The organism is Brevundimonas diminuta (assembly GCF_050310045.1).
GTDB classification, from domain to species: Bacteria; Pseudomonadota; Alphaproteobacteria; order Caulobacterales; family Caulobacteraceae; genus Brevundimonas; species Brevundimonas diminuta_F.
Window position 1 is genome coordinate 2622547 of record NZ_CP190005.1, and the last position, 17489, is coordinate 2640035.

A 17489-nucleotide genomic window follows, 5' to 3' on the forward strand; every position below is an offset into this window, starting at 1 on the left:
GCCGAAGGCCCATATTTCAGCGTTTTTTAAGGCAAGCGCCAAACTTCGTAACACCCCGTGATTGTATAAGATTGAATCGAGGCTTGTATTTTTGTGCGCTGCAAACTAGCTTGGTTTTCGACGCTTTCGAGCGTCTTGCCCTTCCTGGGCGTTTCCTCCCTATAGACTTTCCAAAGCCGCGCCGTTTGGCGCGGCTCTTTTTTTGCTCGAACGCGTCCTTGGGGCCGTCTTCAGGAGGCGCGCGCCTCTTCGCACAGGGCCTCGATCACCCGACGCAGGGCCGACCGGCACCGCTTCCAGCCCGCCGAGGGCGCCCGGGCGGCTTCATCCCAGTACAGACCCCGGCTCAGTTCCACCTGAACCGCCTGAAACCCTTCATCCGGCCGCCCCCAGAGCTGGGTCGCATAGCCGCCCGCATAGGGCCGGTTCAGCCCGACCGTCAGTCCCTGCGCCTCGAACAGTCGACGCAGGCGCCGCGTCAACAGAGCCTCGCAGCTGGTCCCGTGCCGGTCCCCCAGCACCACATCCACTGCTCCATTGGTGGCCCGCACCGGCATGGAGTGCCAGTCGATCAGCACCGCCCGCCCGAACCGCGCCCGCGCCGCCTGCATCATCTCGCCCAGCGCCGCATGATAGGGCGCATGGACCTGCGCCACCCGCGCCTGCGCCTCGGCCAGCGTCAGCCTGCGCCCATAAAGCGGCGTGCCGTCCCCCGCCAGCCGCGCCACCACGCCATAGCCGGCCAGCGCCTTGGCCGTTGAGCGCGGCGAGGGCGCATCAGCGATCAGGGCGGCGTCCCACTCGTCCGGCGCCCGGTTCAGATCGACATAGGCCCGACCGATGCGCGCTCCGATCAACGCCGCCCCATGCCCCGGCCCGCAGTCGACCAACTGGTCCACCGCCGCATCCTCGGCGCTGCGGATCGCGCGCAGGGACGCCGTCGCCGCCATGTCCTGCGGATAGACATCGCCCGAATGCGGCGAGGCGAACACCAGCGGCGTCGCCCGCCCTGCATCGGCCGGCATGATCCAGAAGGGCGGCTGTGGCGCGTCCATGCCCCGGCCATAGCCTGCTTCGCCGCGAAAGGCGCGCCTGCTCTTCACCGCCGGTTTACCCCGCGCCCTTAGGGTCCCCCTGCTTTTCCAACGGTTTCGATACGATCATGGCGCGCATTCTTCTGGCCGAAGACGACGGCTCTCTTCGCGGCTTCCTGACCCGCGCCCTTGAACGGGCCGGTCATGAGGTCGTGGCCTGCGAGAACGGCGACGACGCCATCGACGCCCTGGATCAGGGGCCCTACGACCTGCTGCTGACCGACATCGTCATGCCGGGCGCCGACGGGATAGAGGTCGCCCGCGTCGCCGCCGCCCGCCAGCCGGGCCTGCGCATCATGTTCATCACCGGCTTCGCCGCCGTCGCCCTCAGCGCCGCCCAGGCCTCGCCCCAGGCCAAGGTCCTGTCCAAACCCGTCCACCTGCGCGACCTGGTGAACGAGGTCGAACGCATGATTGCGGCCTAAGCGAAAGAAAAGTCGAAGAAAGGCGTCAAAGCCCCTTGCAGCCCCCGCAAACTGCGGGTTATAGACGCCGCCTTCCCGCCCACCGGCTCAACCGCCGAGGGGCCGCAGAACAGGCGGACGCGTAGCTCAGCGGGAGAGCACTACGTTGACATCGTAGGGGTCACAGGTTCAATCCCTGTCGCGTCCACCATCTCTTTCAAAGACTTAGAGATACTGCGCCGTTGGCGCTGACCAGAAACTGACCAGATTCCTTGGTTGGCCGCCCTTTCCCGTCCGTCTTACGATCACCCCCGTGGCGTCATGAGACCCATCCAACTTGTGGTTCGAATCTTGTCCGCCGTAGCCGTTCAAGATCAATCACTTGCCGGAAGCCAATCTGAGGTTGGAGCGCAGACTGCCTCATACCGCCTCAAACTGCCTCAGAAGAGTCCGATCATTTTAAACGGCGGCGCCTCGGGAACCTGAGATTCCATTTTAAAGAGGATCAGCGCCTGCCGTCTCGCTTGACTCCCTCCTGGGGTCAGGGCGCATATAGAACAAATAGGGAACATTTGTTCACAACCTGACGCTATGGCGGCGCTGAAGACGCGCTTGCAGGCCCTGGATCGAGCCGGCGGTCGTCGCGTCGTCGCGGGCGTGCACGCGGGAAGTGACGACGCATTTGCGCCGTTGGCCACGGGCGTTCTGCATGACCTCTACGCTGCCGCCCCTGCCGACGCGGTGGCGGTCAACGCCTTCGGGCTGGGCATGGCGCGGCGGGTGGCGGCGGGGCGGCCCATTGTCTGGGGCCTGCATGAGATGATGGCCCAGGAGGCGGGACGGCCGCACGGGCCGGGCCTGCATGAGATGGGGTTATCGCCGCGCGACCTGCTGCTGGTGCGGACGCGCGACGTGCAGACCCTGTTGGCCGTCGGCGAAGAAGCCCTGCGCAGTCCCGCCGTGGGCGCCGTGTTGTTGAGCGCCTGGGGCGAGGCCAGGGCCTTCAACCTGACGGCCAGCCGCCGACTGGCGCTGGCGGCCGAGACGGGCGGCGCGACCCTGTTCCTGGCGCGGGCGGGCGCCCTGCCCTGCCCCAGCGCGGCCGAGACCCGCTGGTCGGTGGCGTCCTGCGCTTCGGAACCCCTGGAAGGCGGGGCGCCGGGGCGGCCGTCTTTTTCGGCGACCCTGCTGCGGCGGCGCGGCGGCGGGGCGACCGGAACCTGGATCATGGAGTGGGATCGTGAACAGCGAACCTTCCGCCCGCCCGCGCCGCTATCTGGCGGTCTGGTTCCCCTGGCTGCCCAGCGACCGGCTGCGGCGTCAGGCACAAGACGCGCCGCCTGAAGCGCCGCCCGTCGTCCTGGTCGAGAAGGTCAAGGGCGGGCTCCGGCTGGCCGCCGTCGATCCGGCGGCGGCGCGAGCGGGACTGACGCCCGGCCTGACCCTGGCCGATGCGCGGGCGCGTACCCCGGCCCTGCGCTCGGTCGCTCATCGCCCCGACGCCGACGCCGCCCTGTTGGCGCGGGTGCTGGAAGATTTCGGCCGCTTCACGCCGATGATCGCCGAGGATGCGCCGCATGGTCTGATGCTGGACGTGACCGGCTGCGCTCACCTGTTCGGCGGTGAGGCGGAGTTGATGCAGACGGTGCAGACACGGGCGAGCCGTATCGGCCTGCAGGTCCGCGGCGCCTTGGCTGGAACACCTCAGGTCGCGCGGGCGCTGGCGCGCTTCGGTCCCGGCGGAATTTTCGTTGGAGGCGAGGACCGGGCCGCTGCACGCCACCTGCCCGTCGCCGCACTGGAACTGGTGGACAAGGAGGAGCAGGCCCTGCGCCGCGCCGGGTTGAAGCGGCTGGGCGATCTGGACGACCGGCCTCGCGCGCCCCTGGCTGCCCGTTTCGGCGCCGACTTCCCGAGCCGACTGGCGCGGGTTCTGGGCGACGAGGACATGCGCATCACCCCGCATCGTCCGCCCGCGCCCGTGGTGGTCGACCGCGTCTTCTTCGAGCCCATCTCCGCGCCCGAGAACGTGGAGCGGGTCATGTCCGATCTGCTGGTCGAGACCATGGACCGGCTGGATCAGACGGGCCTGGGCGGCCGCGCCTTCGAGGCCGGCTTCTATCGCGTGGACGGCGAGACGCGCCGGATCGTCGTCCGCACCGGCCGTCCGACCCGCGACGCCCCCGCGACCCTGCGGCTGTTCCGCGAGCGGATGGCGGCCCTGGCCGCCCCGCTGGACCCCGGATTCGGCTTCGACCAGATGCGGATGTCCGTGCTCTGGACCCAGGCTTTGGCGCCGACCCAGCAGGGGCTGGAACGCGAGACGCCCGGCGAAGAAGCCTTCAGCCGCCTGATCGACCGGTTGACCGCGCGCCTGGGGCCGGAGGCGGTGCTGCGCTTCGAGCCCTTCGCCTCGCACATTCCCGAACGTGCGGCGCGACTGGTCCCGGCCGCCGTCCGTCATGGCGACGAGACCTGGCCCGACCTCGATCCCGACGACCCGCCCTTGCGGCCGCTGCAGATGTTCGACCCGCCCCAGCCGGTCGAAACCCTGGCCGAGGTGCCCGACGGCTATCCCCTGAAGTTCCGCTGGCGCCGCGTCCTGCACGAGGTGACCCGCGCCGAAGGGCCCGAGCGGATCAGCGGCGAATGGTGGCGCGCCCCGAACCAGCGCACCCGCGACTATTACCGGGTCGAGGACCGGGACGGCCGTCGCTTCTGGCTGTTCCGCCAGGGCCTCTATGGCGAGACGCCCGAACCGCGCTGGTTCATCCACGGTCTGTTCGCATGAAGAGGCTCGACCCTTGCGGCGACTACGCCGAGCTGGCGACGGCCAGTAACTTCTCCTTCCTGCGCGGCGCCTCGCATCCCAAGGACCTGGTGCTGACGGCGATCCTGCGCGGCCATGCCGGTCTGGGGCTGGCCGACCGCAACACCGTGGCGGGCGTCGTGCGGGCCTGGAGCGCGCTGAAGGAGCTGCGGGTCGAGGGCCTGGCGCCGCCGGACAAGGTGCGCGAGGGCGGCGGTCCCGGAGAGATCGCCTTCATCGAGGCCCCGCTGAACGATCCGGCCCTGTCCGAAGAGGTGAAGCGCCGCGCGGCGGACTTCCGCCTGCTGACCGGGGCGCGGCTGGTCTTCAATGACGGGACGCCGGACGTCATCGCCTATCCGGAGACGCGGGCGGGTTGGGGCCGACTGACGCGCCTGCTGACCCTGGGCAACCGCCGGGCCAGAAAGGGCGAATGCGAGATCGGCCTGCGCGACCTGCTGGCCGATCCGGAAGATCTGCTGCTGATCCTCGTCCCGCCGGACCGGCTGACGGGGCTGGAAGAGGTTCTGGCCCGCATGAACGAGGCGGCGCCGGGCGCGGTCTGGCTGGGCGCCGCCCTGCACAGGCGCGGCGACGACCGGCGCCGGCTGGCCCGGCTCAAGGCTATGGCGGAGCGGGTAGAGGTTCCCCTGCTAGCGCTCAACGACGTCCTCTACGCCGGCCCCGAGGACCGCGACCTGCAGGACGTCCTGACCTGCATCCGCGAAGGCGCGACCATCGAAGCCGCAGGCCGTCGACTGGAGGCCAACGCTGAACGCTGGCTGAAACCCGCGGATGAAATGGTCCGTCTGTTCAAAGACGCGCCCGAGGCGGTGAGAGAGACGACCGCCTTCCTGTCGCGCGCGACCTTCGATCTGTCCGAACTCAGCTATCAGTACCCGGAAGAGCCCGTCCCGCCCGATTGGACGCCGCAGGCCTGGCTGAAAGAACTTACAGGGCGTCACGCCGCCATGCGCTATCCCGACGGCGTTCCGGACAAGGTCCAGGCCCTGCTGGACAAGGAACTGGCCTTTATCGCCCGCAAGGACATCGCCCCCTATTTTCTGACCATCTTCGACATCGTCCGCGTGGCGCGCGACAAGCGCATCCTGTGTCAGGGGCGCGGCTCGGCCGCAAACTCGGCGGTCTGCTACGTGCTCGGCATCACCTCAGTGGACCCGATGGAGTCCAACCTGCTGTTCGAACGCTTCCTGTCCGAGGATCGGAACGAACCGCCCGACATCGACGTGGATTTCGAGCACGAGCGGCGTGAGGAAATCATCCAGCACATCTACGAACGCTACGGCCGCCATCGCGCCGGCATCGCCGCCACCGTCATCCATTTCCGCCCCCGCAGCGCCATCCGCGAGGTCGGCAAGGTCCTGGGCCTGACCGAAGACGTCACCGCTCGTCTGGCCTCCAGCCACTGGGGCAGTTGGGGGACGGAGATCGGCGATCGTCACGTCGTTCAGGCGGGACTGGATGCAGCCAACCCCATGATCGCCCGCGCGGTCGAGATGGCGTCCCGTCTGCTGAACTTCCCCCGCCACCTCAGCCAGCACGTCGGGGGCTTTGTTCTGACCCAGGACCGGCTGGACGAGATGGTTCCCATCGGCAACGCCGCCATGCCCGACCGCACCTTCATCGAATGGGACAAGGACGACATCGACGCCCTGCGCCTGATGAAGGTCGATGTCCTGGCGCTCGGCATGCTGACCTGCATCCGCAAGGCGTTCGACCTGATCCGCGCGCATGAGAAGGAGGATTGGGAACTGCATACCCTCCCGCGCGAAGACCCGGCCGTTTACGACATGCTGTGTCGAGGCCAGTCCATCGGCGTCTTTCAGGTCGAGAGTCGGGCCCAGATCAATATGCTGCCCCGGCTGAGGCCACGTTGCCTCTACGACCTTGTCATCCAGGTCGCCATCGTGCGCCCCGGCCCGATCCAGGGCGACATGGTTCACCCCTATCTGCGTCGCCGCAACGGTGTGGAGGAGGTCGTCTATTCCTCACCCTCCCTAGATCACGGCCCGCCCGACGAATTGGAACAGGTGCTGCACAAGACCCTCGGCGTGCCCCTGTTTCAGGAGCAGGCGATGAAACTGGCCATCGTCGCCGCCGAGTTCAGCGACGGCGAGGCCAACGGCCTGCGCAAGGCCATGGGCACCTTCCGTGGCGACGGCAGCCTTCACACCTATGAGACGCGCATGGTCGGGCGGATGGTCGAACGCGGCTATGACCCGGCCTTCGCCCAGCGCTGCTTCGAGCAGATCAAGGGTTTCGGTTCCTACGGCTTTCCCGAAAGCCACGCTGCCAGCTTCGCCCGCCTGGTCTATGTCTCGTCCTGGATCAAGCACCGCCACCCGGCGGCCTTCGCCTGCGCCCTGCTGAACAGCCAGCCCATGGGCTTCTATGCGCCCGCCCAGATCGTGCGCGAGGCGCAGGAGGTCGGCGGGGTCGAGGTGCGCCCGATCGACGTCTCGCACAGCGACTGGGACAACAGTCTGGAGGGGTCTGAGAAGACGCCCGTCCTGCGTCTGGGCCTGCGCCAGATCGACGGCTTCAGGGAGGATTGGGCGAACGCTCTGTCAGCGGCGCGGGCCGAGGCGCCCTTCGCCGATATCGAAACCCTAGCCCGTCGCGCCGAACTGCCCGCCGCCGCCATGCGCAAGCTGGCCGACGCGGACGCCTTCCGCTCGCTGGGGCAGGATCGACGCGAGGCCCTGTGGGCGGTGCGCCGGTTGCCCGACGACAATCCCCTGCCCTTGTTCGCCGCCGCCGAGGCGCGCGAGCGCGGGGCCCGCGAACTGGGGAGCGAGCCCAACGTCCATCTGCCCCTGATGCCGCTAGGCGAACACGTCGCCGCCGACTATCAGACCGCGCGCCTGTCGCTGAAGGCCCACCCCATGGCCATCCTGCGCCCCGTCTTCACCGCCGACCGCGTCCTGACCTGCGCCGCGACCGAAGCCAAGCGCGGCGGCTCACTGGTGCAGGTCGCCGGCGTAGTCCTCGTGCGTCAGCGGCCTGGCAAGGGGAACGCCGTCTTCGTCACCCTGGAGGACGAGACCGGCATCACCAACGTGGTCCTCTGGGCGCGGATGCTGGACCAGTTCCGGCGTGAGATCATGGGCGCCCGCCTGATGCAGGTCGAAGGCGTGGTCGAGAAAAGCCCCGAGGGCGTGGTCCACGTCGTCGCCCGCCGCGTCATCGACCGCAGCGCCGAGTTGTTCCGCCTATCCGATGACCACGAAACCGACATCCAACTGGCCCGCGCCGACATCGTGGCTCACCCGCAACCCCCGCGCCATCCGCCGCACCGCCACCCGCGTGACGTGCGCATCCTGCCGGGATCCCGGGACTTCCACTGAGCGCCGATTTCGTTGAAAAAGGCGGCTGCTGAGATCGCGGCCAGTAACGGATGCTGCGGTTTGTTCCCGCCTCACGCGGTCGCCGGCGTCGGTGGCGGGATCAGCTTGGCCAGTTTGCGCAGGTTCTGGGCTGTGGCGGCGAGGAGGAACTCGTCTTTGGCGCCGTTGGGACCTCTCAGGCGCAGTCGGTCCAGCTTCAGGATGCGCTTGAGGTGGGCGAACAGCATCTCGACCTTCTTTCGTTCGCGCCGTGAGACGACGTAGGCGTCGGTCTTGGCGATGTCTCGAGCGAAGTCCCGGGCGCCTTCGTGGATGGAGCGCGTGACCTTGCGCATCGGCGTGTTGGGGCAGCAGCGGGCCTTGAAGGCGCAGGCCCGGCAGTCGGCCGTACTGGCGCGATAGCGCAAGTTGTCGTCCGGCGACACCTGAGTCCGGGGTGTCGAGAAGACGCGTCGACCGTGGACCAGAGTCTTGCTTGCCGGGCAGCGGTAAAGGTCGGCGGCGTGGTCATAGGCGAAGTCGGCGCGCGAGAAGGTCCCGTCGATCCGCTCGGATTTATCGATGACGGGAATGTGCGGCTCGATGCCCTGGTCATGGACCAGCCAGTCCAGCATCTCGGCTGAGCCGTAGGCGGTGTCCGCCGCCAGCCGGGCGGGCCACAGATCATGATGCTCGCGCACACGCTCGATCATGGTGCGGGCCGCCGTCACCTCGGCCTGGCGCACCGCCGTGGACGGCTCGACATCGACGATGATCGCGTGGTCCAGGTCGATCAGGTAGTTGGCCGCATAGGCGAAGAAGGCCAGGCCCTTGTTGGCGCCGGTCCAGCGCGAGGCCGGATCGGCCGGCGAGATGAACTTGGGCGTCACCGGCGTCGCGCCGCCGAAGGCCGCGTCGTCCAGCACGGCCAGATACTCGTCGATGGCGCGGCTGGCGGCCTCGGGCGGCAGGCCTTCGTCGCCGGGCACACAGCGCTGGCGGTTGGCGTCGGCCTTGATCAGGCTGGCATCGACCGCGAAACCCTCGCCGCCGACCAGGCCCTCGGCGATGCATCGCCGCAGCACCGTCTCGAACAGCTCGCGCAGCAAATCGCTGTCGCGGAAACGACCGTGGCGGTTTTTCGAAAAGGTCGAGTGGTCCGGCACGTCGCCGTCCAGGCCCAGCCGACAGAACCAGCGATAGGCCAGGTTCAGATGGACCTCCTCGCACAGCCGCCGCTCCGAGCGAATGCCGAAACAGTAGCCGACCAGCAGCATGCGGATCAGGAGCTCAGGGTCGATCGAGGGTCGGCCGATGGCGCTGTAGAAGGGCGCCAGATGCGCCCGCAGCCCGTCCAGTTCCACAAAGCGATCGATCGCGCGCAGCATATGGTCCGCCGGCACATGCCGCTCCAGCGAGAACTCGTAGAACATGGCCGACTGAGCGACCCGCCGCTCGCCCATCATCGCTGCACCTCCGGTCTCAACGACCAGAGTGAATCAGCGCGGCGGCCTCATGCAAATTGCCGGAGGCCGCCTTTTTCAACGAAATCGGCGCTCAGTGGAAATCCCGCGATCCTTGCAGAATGCGCACGTCGCGCGGGTGGCAGTGCGACGGTTGTCGGGACAGTTGCGGGGAATGATGTCGGCGAGAGCCAGTTGATGTCGGCTTCGTGGTCTTATGACAGGCGGGCGGTGTGGTAATCGGCTGCGACGTGGTCGCTCAAAGGCATCAGGGGTAGGCGCGCGTAGAACTCCACGTCCAGTTCGCCTGCGCCAGGTTCGCGCGCTTCGGCGGTGACGTGACCCCCGTTTCTCATCCAGCCATAACGAGAGTCCGAGGTTGATCTGAGTAGAGGTTGGCTGGGTTGGCAATAGGGCGGCCTGCGCAGCCCTCAACCAGCGCAGCAGACCGCCCGACGTTTCCAGCAAGGGTGTGCGCGTAGGCCTGCGGCGTCAGCCAGCCGAGTTTCGAGTGCGGTCGCCTCTCGTTGTAATCGCGCCGCCAAACCTCCAGCACCGCGCGGGCGTGCGGCAGGGAGCGGAACAGCGTCTCGTTCAGCAACTCGTCACGCAGGCGCCCGTTAAAGCTCTCGTTGAAGCCGTTCTGCTGGGGCTTGCCTGGTGCGATGTAGTGCCAGCCGACGCCGGTGTCGTCGGCCCAGGCCAGGACGGCGTTCGAAGTGTATTCCGTGCCGTTGTCGCTGACGATGGTGTCCGGTCGGCCCCGCTGCCGGATGACGGCGTCCAACTCCCGCACCACTCGCGCGCCCGACAGCGAGGTATCGGCCACCAGCGCCAGGCATTCGCGGGTGCAGTTGTCGATCACCGTCAGGATGCGCAAGCGCCGCCCGTCCGTCATCTGGTCGGCGACGAAGTCCAGCGACCAGCGCTGATTGGCGACCAGCGGCAGGTCCAGCGGTCGCCGCGTGCCCATCGCTCGCTTCCGCCCGCCGCGCCGGCGCACCGTCAGCCGTTCCTCGCGATAGATCCGCTGGACCCGCTTCTTGTTGACCGCATGGCCCTCGCGCCGCAGCAGGACGTGCAGGCGGCGATAGCCGAACCGGCGACGCTCCTGGGCGAGGGCTTTCAACCGGTCGCGCAGGGCGCCGTCGTCCGGCCGCGTCGCCTGATAGCGCACGCTCGTCCGATCGACGCCCAGAGCACGGCACGCCCGCCTTTCGCTCAACTCGTAGGCGGCCTGCAGATGACCAGCCGCCTCGCGCCAACCGGCGGGCGTCACCACTTTTTTCCCAGCAGGTCCTTCAGGGCCACGTTGTCCAGCATCGCGTCCGCCAGCATCCGCTTGAGCCGGGCGTTCTCGTCTTCAAGCGTCTTCAGCCGCCGAGCCTCCGACACGTCGAGCCCGCCGAACTTGGCCTTCCATTTGTAAAAGGTCGCCGAGCTGACCCCGTGACGCCGACACACCTCCGCCGTCGTCACACCGGCCTCCTGCTCCCGCAGAATCCCGATGATCTGCTCTTCTGTGAACCTTGATCGCTTCATTCTGTCCGTCCTTCTTTAGGGCGGACTCTAGTTATTCCTGGAGGAGATTCAGGGGGTCACGTCACTGCGAACGAATCGATGAACTGACCCAACTATGTATATCACAGTTATCTAGTCGCACGTTCGCTAGCGCGCAGGTTGACGGCCTGGGGAGTGGCTACGGGTTCTTCGTATACGAAATCTCGGATGACCCGGCGATCGGCGGGGTAAAAATCCTAGCCAAAGCCGCTTCTCTTGAAGCAGCATTTCGGATTGCCGACCTGTGGCGAAATTCAGACGCCTGCATGATGGCGGCGTAGTTCAGCATACGGCCCTAGTTATGCGGCGCTCTAATAGGCTGATAATGTCTCGACTGCGCCGGTGACTTCGTCCAGCCGCACAATCTGACCTTTGCGAACGGCGGCTATAGGTCGACGCCTCGCAATGCCCGGGGCACCTCAAGATGACCAATTGCCCCCGCGCGCTGGGTCAAAGATGCGGTCAGTGGGTCATAATCGTAGTTGGTTATCGTCTGATCGGTGATGCGTTCGACTACCTCGTCAATGACGTGTATGAGAGCAAGATTCCATAAGGGGGCGTCGTAGATCGCAAAGGCGCTGTCGGCCACAATCGCGTCTGCGTCTAGAAGACCAACCGGCAGGTAAGGACGCCTCTCAGAGCTGTGCCGCGGGATGACGAAAGATCGCTTCCGCGCAACTCCCTGTATCTGGACAAACTTGTGTGGCCGCTGCGCCCAATCACGGGTGGACTCTGCCTTACTTTCCAAACGCATCGCCCTTACGCGCGCCAGCCGTTCGCGAATCTCCTTAGATGCAAACGCATCGTCCCGATCCGCATCGCTGATCCAAAGACAGTACCGCGATTTGCCTTGGATGAAGTCCTCCGAACCCACGAACGGCGACAGATAGCGCGCGAAAGTTGGGTCCTGCACACGAGCCCGCTGGGCTTCTTCCGGCGTCACCAGTAAGCCCCCACCGTCGCGAGGCATGTTTCCGAACATCATGGGGCTGCGCGGGGCAGGAGTCTCACGTCGTGGTTCCCCGATTACATTCGGTCCGTTTACCAAGTAGCCATTGATATTTTCGCAGACCTGTTCGAGCACTCCTCCTCCAGGAGCCATAGAAAACAGCCTCCGGCGGCGACCTTTCTGATTGGATATGCCGACGATGACGACGATCACGCCCGCATTCTGGCTCGCCAAGTTGCTCCACTTGAACGATGTGTGCGCAAATTCGATCTCGTGTTCTATCCGCCAGAGCAAGGGCCAAAGTAACGGAACTTGCTGGCCCTGACAGATGAAGTTGGTTGTAACAAACGCCGAAACGGCACTAGCCTTCTGTCCGTATTCGGCCGCCTTCATAAACCAGCCGGACACGTAATCGAGCGATCGCCAGCCTTCGACTTTACCCTCAAGAACAGCTTTGAGGTCTGCCTTCTGCTCGTCGGACTGCAACTTGTTGCCAAGATACGGGGGATTGCCACAAATGTATGTTTCGCCGCCCTCGTTTTCGAACTCGATTTCTGCTTGGAGTAGAGGCGTGCTGAAGAGATCGTCCGCTACCAGCCTGACCCCGGTGCCGGTTGGAGGGCAGATGCTCAACCAATCGATTCTGAGAGCGTTGCCGCACGTGATCCAGTTGTCCTTATCGAGGGGCAGGAAGTCGCGCACCGCCTCCTTCTGCCCTCGGTGGAGTTCGTCGGCTTGATACTCGGCAATGATCAACGCCAAGCGCGCAACTTCCGCCGGAAACTCCCGTAGCTCGATCCCCCGAAAATTGGTCAGTGGGAGTTCGGTGCGGCGATCCGACTCGCCACGACGCCGGTTGATCTCCGCTTCGATCGCCCGCATCTCCTTGTAGGCGATCACTAGGAAATTGCCGGACCCGCAGGCCGGGTCGAAGACCCTGATCCGCGACATGCGCTTGCGCAGATTCAGCAGCATGCGCGGGTTGTCGCCGGACGCTTCAAGTTGCGCCCGCAGGTCGTCGAGGAAAAGTGTGTTCAGCACCTTCAGGATGTTCGGCACGCTCGTGTAGTGCATACCTAGCGCGCCGCGCTCCTCGTCGTCGGCGACGGCCTGGATCATTGAGCCGAAGATGTCCGGGTTGATCTGGCGCCAGTCCAGATTGCCGATGTGCAGCAGGTAGGTCCTCGCCATCTTGCTGAAGCGCGGGACCTCGGTAGCTCCCGAAAACAGCCCGCCGTTCACATAGGGAAAATCGGCCCAGCGCGGGATACCCTCGGCGCCGTGGTCTCTGGTGTTCATGGCCCGAAACAGGGTCTCGATCACCTCGTGGGTGTTCGACGAGTCCCGCGCGCTCATCTGTTCGACAGTTTTGGTGAAACGGCGCTCGCCGCTGAAGATGTCGGTGTCCTCGGCGAAGAAGCAGAAGATCAATCGCGCCATGAAGTGGTTCATGGCCGATCGCCGCTCGGGCGTTCCCCACTCGGGGTTGTCCTTCAGCAGTTCGACGTAGAGACGGTTCAGACGCCGGGTCGCCCGAATGTCGAAGGCGCTCTCGCGGATTTGCCGGACGGTGGTGATCCCCGCCAGCGGCAGGAAGAATCCAAAACGATTGGGCAGGTCGGCGTAGTCGCAAGCGACCGTCTCGCCGGACGACAGGTCCTCGGCCTCCAGCGTCATGCCGTCGGTTGCCAGGATGTATCGCGCCTTGGCCGACTTGGTGCGGGGGCTGTCTCGCAGAGCGCCGAGCGCTTCGGCGACCTGGCCCTGTGGCACGACCAGGATATGGATGTTGCTACGCTGGAGCACGCCGCCCGGCAGATCGGACTGGTTGGTGGCGCCGGCACGCAGGCGCTTGATCGCGGTCTCCTTGTTCCCGAAGGCCGCCAGGAAGGCGAACGGAAACGTTTCGGCGTCAAACGGCACCTCGGCCAGGGCGGATACGGCTTCTTCGATCTCGACGGCGTTCATAAGTCAGCCTTAGTCCACTAGTTCAGTTCGACCTTCAGGCGATCTTTGTACACGCCGATGCGTTTGCGGGCGCGGTCCACCAAGTCCTCGAAATGCAGTGTCTCGGCGTACAGCTCGCCCAGGCGACGACCGTTCTCCGGGTCCTCGAGCGTGTCGGAGCGGAAGAAGCCCTTACCGGCGGCGAACCGCGTCCAGCCGAACATGCGCGTCGCATTGATGGTGTCGCCGATCAGGTACCCGTAGAACTTCTTCAGCTTGCCGTTCGACTTGGCCGCCAGCAAGTGTGCGTACTCCGACAGGTCCCCGATGTGGTCGTCCATGCTGACGCCCGGCGCCTTGAACTCAACGATGATGGCCGAGCCCTCGGCGTTGAAGATGGCGATGTCGGGCCGCATGGCCCGGTTCTCGTCCGACCGGCGACGCAGTAGGGCCTCCCAGTCGGCGTCGACGTCGCTCTCGAACAGCGGCTGGTCGTCGACCCAGCGGATCTGCGACAGCGGCTTATCGGATGCGATGTAGTCGTAGTACTGATACTACTCGCTCAGCAGCCAGATGTCGTGGTCGGTGACCTCGGTGCTGTCCTTCTTCATCGGAAAGAAGATGCTGTTTGTGATCCGCTCGTTCTGGGCCTTCTGTCCGGCGTCCACGCCGGCGATCTGAATCGCCAACTGTTTGCCGCAAGCCAGGGACAGGATCTCCACGATCGCGGCCCGGCGAACGACCAGCTGGGACAGGCTGGCCATGTCGAAATTCTTGAGCGACGCGATGTAGCGCCACGACAGCTCATGGATCTTCTGGCGATAGCCCTCGCTGTGCGGCTCGGCCTTCAGGATCTCCTCCTTCAGGTCGAAGATCTCCGCCGTCTCGGCGATGATCCGCTCCTGGTATTTCCGCAACACCCGCTCGGCGACGCTGCGCGGGGTGTCGCCATGGTTCACCCGGGTCTCAGTGTCCGTCAGCATCTCGGGGATGACGCCGAATATCTCCTCGACGTCTTGGATGACGTCCTCCCTCTTCCAGGAGGCGGGCGTGACCAGTTCGTCGATGATCGGATCGATCACGTCGTAGAGGCCGGCGAAGGAGATCGCCTCGTCCACGAACAGTTCGTCGGTGGGAATGACCTCGGCAATGCCCGCGAACCCGTCGCGCTGCTCGTTTACGCGCCGGTCCAGCACCTCGCCCTCGATCAAGACGAGATGATAATGGCCGGCCACCGGGTTGTTCTGCTCGGTCCCGGTGCGGAGATATCGCGAGGTGATGTCCCGCGCGGGCGACGACTTGGCGCACAGCGCGATGGCGTTGCGCGGCAGGTCGAAGACCTGGGCGTCGAGCCGGTAGTAGGTCAGCATGAAGGTCTGGGTCGTTCCCAGAGTATCGCCCGACCGGATGTCCCGCTCTTGCACATCGACCGTCCGCGCGACGGTCACCTCGGGCAGATCGCCGGCGGTCAGGATCGCCGTCTTCTCGCCGCCGCCCGGATAGGCTGTACGGAAGGTGATGACGAAATCTCCCAGCCGCGCGCCCAGGCCCACCAGCCGCTGCAGCAGGGCCACCAGCATGTGCCGGCGCAGGTTGTCGGGATCGAAGATCTCGGTCAGCGGATCGCGGAACAGGTTTTCGCGCGTGATTGGCTTGAGGCGCTCCAGAAGGATGGTCGCGCCGATGTCGGCCTCGTTGCCCGGCGCGATCGCGAAATCGTTCAGATCGATCTTCTTCAGGCCCTCCACCGGCGGCAGGCTGCGCGTCATCACGCCGGCGTCAGTCCGATAGGTGCTGCGCAGGCCGACGCGGCTGAAGTGATGGAAGTACTGGATGCGCCCCGAGCCCTTGCAGCGACCGATGCCGGCGATGGCGAGGTCGTCCTTGTAGGAGGTGTCCTTGGTCAGGAAGGCGTCGATCTGCTCCGGGCCGAGGCCGCACCCGTTGTCCGAACAGGTGATCGCCACATCCAGCTTCTCCCCCAGAAGATCTGACGCGAACAGCCGCACGTCGACGGTCACGGTCAGGTCGAGCGCGGACGGCTGGGTGTGCTGCCGGATCAGGAAAGAGTCGATGGAGTTGGACAGCAGCTCCTCGAACACGACGTAGCGGTTCGAACTGATCTTGGTGTTCTTCAGGCTGCCGCGGATATCCAGTGTCATCGTCAGTCCGTCGGAAGTCCCCGCATCGCCGGCTGACTTCTGCGGCCCACCGCTCGCACGAGTCAAGGTTGAGCAGACTGTTTGGTTTGCAGTGCGTGGGCATCCGTTTTTTTCAGATGTCAGGTCCGGAGTCGCACACCAGGCCCGCCAGCAGAATCTGCGGCCAAGAAGGTCACACCGGCAGCTTCCAAGGCCTCCTGCATGCGCTTCATATTTGTTGTGAGTATCGCGCCCTTTCCGCTCTCGAAACGGAGAATGGTGGAGTCGGCCACGCCTGACATTTTCGACAGTTCGCGGACGCTGATTTTCAACGCGGCGCGGGCCATCCGTATCTGGCTTGGCTCCAGCATGACCGAAATTCCTTCTCTCCTGACGGAATTTCGTTGACATCGTCGCGGAAATTCGGTGGAGTGTAGGTGAAATTCCATCAAACTCCACCGTTCAGCACGATCTGAGCGACCGGGCGACTGCGCGGGAGGTCACGCATGCCTGACCACCACAAGACCCAGACAAATACCTCTCCCCTCCTCGCGGACGTGACCTTGGGTGCCACGGGCGCATTGTTATGAAGCCACGACAGCGCAATCCGGACCAGCGCCTTGCGCGGGCCTTTGCCCGTAACGCCCGCGCCTTCCACGCCATGGCCTGGACAGACGATGATCGCGTCGGCGCTCGTTCGGCCTATCAATCCGCCATCGCCATCGAACTCGGTCTAAAAGCCTACCTCCTGCATCGCGGGCTCTCCGACGACTGGAACCGCGCCCACCTACGACATGACCTGACCAAGGCGCTCCGATGCGTTCGGATGTTGGGGCTTCGGGGCATCCCCCACGGCATTGCCGGACTCGCTGCGGTGCTCGGCCCGCTGTACGCCTCCGGCGCCTTGCGTTCCGGTTTAATGCGGCCGGACCTGCAGCTTCCGCCGGATGATGCCGACAGAGCCATCTGCGACCTCCTCTGCGCAGTGGAAGCCGCCATCGGGATGGGCAGCGAGGCGGACCGGTGAGCCTCCAGCCGTTGCGGCTGTGGCGGCGTCGGCGGGAGGCGCCCGAGGATCGCGTGCGCCGGGTGCTCGTCCGAGCGATCCGCGACCTGCCGCGAGACTGCCGTGACGTTTTCCTCATCCATCGCTTCGTCGGGCTGTCTGTAGATCAGATCGCCGAGCATCTGGGCATCGACCAACAGGCGGTCGAAGCACGTCTGGCGGAGGCGCTTGTTCGGTTGAGCCGCGCCGTTGATGAGGCCGGCTGTGGAGGGGCTTCTGAACGCAAATGAGGGTCTAGGGCAGGATAGGCTTTGCGCCAGCATTGTCTGACAAGCTTGGCCGTATCGACCCTCATTCTCGGAGTGTCGAGCAGCGCCGTCCGCCCGCTTCAACGCCGCTTCGCGCCCTGCGGGCTGCGGCAAGCGCCGCAGGCGTTGACCCGGTCGGCCGTCACCGCTGGGGGCCTGGCATGGATCGATGGATCGATCCGCTTTGCGAGAAAGCGGCGGCCGGAGACTTGCGAGGGGAGGGTTACGAGTATGCGCGCAGCTTTAGAGCGATCAGCTTGGCGGGCATGTACGTCCAGCCGTCACCAGAGCCGGAGACGCGTCGGCGCCGGATTCTGCCCGCCCGGCCAGTTGGCGTACAGTCGGCCGTCCGCGTCACCGACACCTGGCCCGATGATCTCCCGATCACCCCGGCCGAGCTTCTGGCGGTGGAGGCGTGGCTTGGCGAGGTGCTCGACGAGGTTCTGGGTCCGCGCCTCTGA

At 65.6% G+C, this 17489-nt stretch carries 14 protein-coding genes and 1 tRNA gene; 8 read left to right on the forward strand and 7 right to left on the reverse strand.

All coding sequences use genetic code 11. The annotated features are described in order from the left end of the window. Positions 1-230 precede the first annotated feature (230 nt). Complete coding sequence (locus ACORJG_RS12655; RefSeq protein WP_427789512.1) at positions 231-1103, reverse strand: N-formylglutamate amidohydrolase; 873 nt, start codon at positions 1101-1103, stop codon at positions 231-233. A gap of 59 nt (positions 1104-1162) precedes the next feature. Here ACORJG_RS12655 and cpdR point away from each other — a divergent pair, with 59 nt between their 5' ends. The 5 genes from cpdR (at position 1163) to ACORJG_RS12680 (ending at position 7675) form a co-directional block, all read left to right on the forward strand. Next, entirely contained in the window at positions 1163-1519 is a 357-nt protein-coding gene (gene cpdR / locus ACORJG_RS12660) for a cell cycle two-component system response regulator CpdR (RefSeq protein ID WP_427789514.1), read from the forward strand. Between the two features lie 115 nt (positions 1520-1634). Then, a tRNA-Val gene (locus ACORJG_RS12665) sits at positions 1635-1709 on the forward strand. 401 nt (positions 1710-2110) lie between these two features. Continuing rightward, the gene (locus tag ACORJG_RS12670) at positions 2111-2842 is read left to right on the forward strand and encodes an ImuA family protein (protein WP_427789516.1); all 732 of its coding nucleotides are present in this window, start codon (positions 2111-2113) and stop codon (positions 2840-2842) included. Further along, positions 2739-4289: a Y-family DNA polymerase gene (locus ACORJG_RS12675; protein ID WP_427788399.1), complete on the forward strand. Its 1551-nt coding sequence runs from the start codon at positions 2739-2741 to the stop codon at positions 4287-4289. The genes ACORJG_RS12670 and ACORJG_RS12675 overlap by 104 nt, the downstream gene beginning before the upstream one ends. Beyond that, positions 4286-7675, forward strand: coding sequence for an error-prone DNA polymerase (locus tag ACORJG_RS12680; protein WP_427789518.1), 3390 nt, complete (start codon positions 4286-4288; stop codon positions 7673-7675). Before ACORJG_RS12675 ends, ACORJG_RS12680 begins: the two co-directional genes overlap by 4 nt. 71 nt (positions 7676-7746) lie before the next feature. Here ACORJG_RS12680 and ACORJG_RS12685 read toward each other — a convergent pair whose 3' ends face one another. From ACORJG_RS12685 to ACORJG_RS12710, 6 genes are all read right to left on the reverse strand, one after another. After that, on the reverse strand, positions 7747-9120 hold the full coding sequence (locus ACORJG_RS12685; protein ID WP_427789520.1) for a transposase: 1374 nt from the start codon (positions 9118-9120) through the stop codon (positions 7747-7749). A gap of 349 nt (positions 9121-9469) precedes the next feature. Next, positions 9470-10659 (reverse strand): IS3 family transposase gene (locus tag ACORJG_RS12690; protein WP_427788494.1). Its coding sequence is split into 2 segments (ribosomal slippage): positions 9470-10407 and positions 10407-10659, totalling 1191 coding nucleotides; the frame shifts between segments, so codons are not numbered across the junction. A gap of 403 nt (positions 10660-11062) precedes the next feature. Further along, positions 11063-13594, reverse strand: coding sequence for a class I SAM-dependent DNA methyltransferase (locus ACORJG_RS12695; protein ID WP_427789522.1), 2532 nt, complete (start codon positions 13592-13594; stop codon positions 11063-11065). Between the two features lie 17 nt (positions 13595-13611). Further along, positions 13612-13989 (reverse strand): hypothetical protein, encoded by a 378-nt coding sequence (locus ACORJG_RS12700; RefSeq protein WP_427789524.1) that lies wholly within the window; start codon positions 13987-13989, stop codon positions 13612-13614. A 138-nt stretch (positions 13990-14127) separates the two neighbouring features. Next, positions 14128-15735, reverse strand: coding sequence for a hypothetical protein (locus tag ACORJG_RS12705; RefSeq protein ID WP_427789526.1), 1608 nt, complete (start codon positions 15733-15735; stop codon positions 14128-14130). A 119-nt stretch (positions 15736-15854) separates the two neighbouring features. Next, positions 15855-16085: a helix-turn-helix domain-containing protein gene (locus ACORJG_RS12710; protein WP_427789527.1), complete on the reverse strand. Its 231-nt coding sequence runs from the start codon at positions 16083-16085 to the stop codon at positions 15855-15857. A gap of 215 nt (positions 16086-16300) precedes the next feature. Between ACORJG_RS12710 and ACORJG_RS12715 the strand changes: the two genes are divergently transcribed. From ACORJG_RS12715 to ACORJG_RS12725, 3 genes are all read left to right on the forward strand, one after another. Beyond that, positions 16301-16741 carry a hypothetical protein gene (locus ACORJG_RS12715; protein WP_427789528.1) on the forward strand — a complete coding sequence of 147 codons (441 nt, stop codon included), beginning with the start codon at positions 16301-16303 and terminating at the stop codon, positions 16739-16741. After that, complete coding sequence (locus ACORJG_RS12720) at positions 16738-17010, forward strand: RNA polymerase sigma factor (protein ID WP_427789530.1); 273 nt, start codon at positions 16738-16740, stop codon at positions 17008-17010. The genes ACORJG_RS12715 and ACORJG_RS12720 overlap by 4 nt, the downstream gene beginning before the upstream one ends. A 179-nt stretch (positions 17011-17189) precedes the next feature. Beyond that, entirely contained in the window at positions 17190-17489 is a 300-nt protein-coding gene (locus ACORJG_RS12725) for a hypothetical protein (protein WP_427789532.1), read from the forward strand.

Excerpts from the sequence above, each read along its gene's own strand:
- cpdR (WP_427789514.1), top strand. The coding sequence starts at position 1,163 with ATGGCGCGCATTCTTCTGGCCGAAGACGACGGCTCTCTTCGCGGCTTC.
- ACORJG_RS12680 (WP_427789518.1), top strand. The coding sequence starts at position 4,286 with ATGAAGAGGCTCGACCCTTGCGGCGACTACGCCGAGCTGGCGACGGCC.
- ACORJG_RS12685 (WP_427789520.1), bottom strand. The coding sequence starts at position 9,120 with ATGATGGGCGAGCGGCGGGTCGCTCAGTCGGCCATGTTCTACGAGTTC.
- ACORJG_RS12695 (WP_427789522.1), bottom strand. The coding sequence starts at position 13,594 with ATGAACGCCGTCGAGATCGAAGAAGCCGTATCCGCCCTGGCCGAGGTG.
- ACORJG_RS12700 (WP_427789524.1), bottom strand. The coding sequence starts at position 13,989 with ATGCGGCCCGACATCGCCATCTTCAACGCCGAGGGCTCGGCCATCATC.
- ACORJG_RS12705 (WP_427789526.1), bottom strand. The coding sequence starts at position 15,735 with ATGACACTGGATATCCGCGGCAGCCTGAAGAACACCAAGATCAGTTCG.
- ACORJG_RS12710 (WP_427789527.1), bottom strand. The coding sequence starts at position 16,085 with ATGCTGGAGCCAAGCCAGATACGGATGGCCCGCGCCGCGTTGAAAATC.
- ACORJG_RS12715 (WP_427789528.1), top strand. The coding sequence starts at position 16,301 with ATGAAGCCACGACAGCGCAATCCGGACCAGCGCCTTGCGCGGGCCTTT.
- ACORJG_RS12725 (WP_427789532.1), top strand. The coding sequence starts at position 17,190 with ATGGATCGATGGATCGATCCGCTTTGCGAGAAAGCGGCGGCCGGAGAC.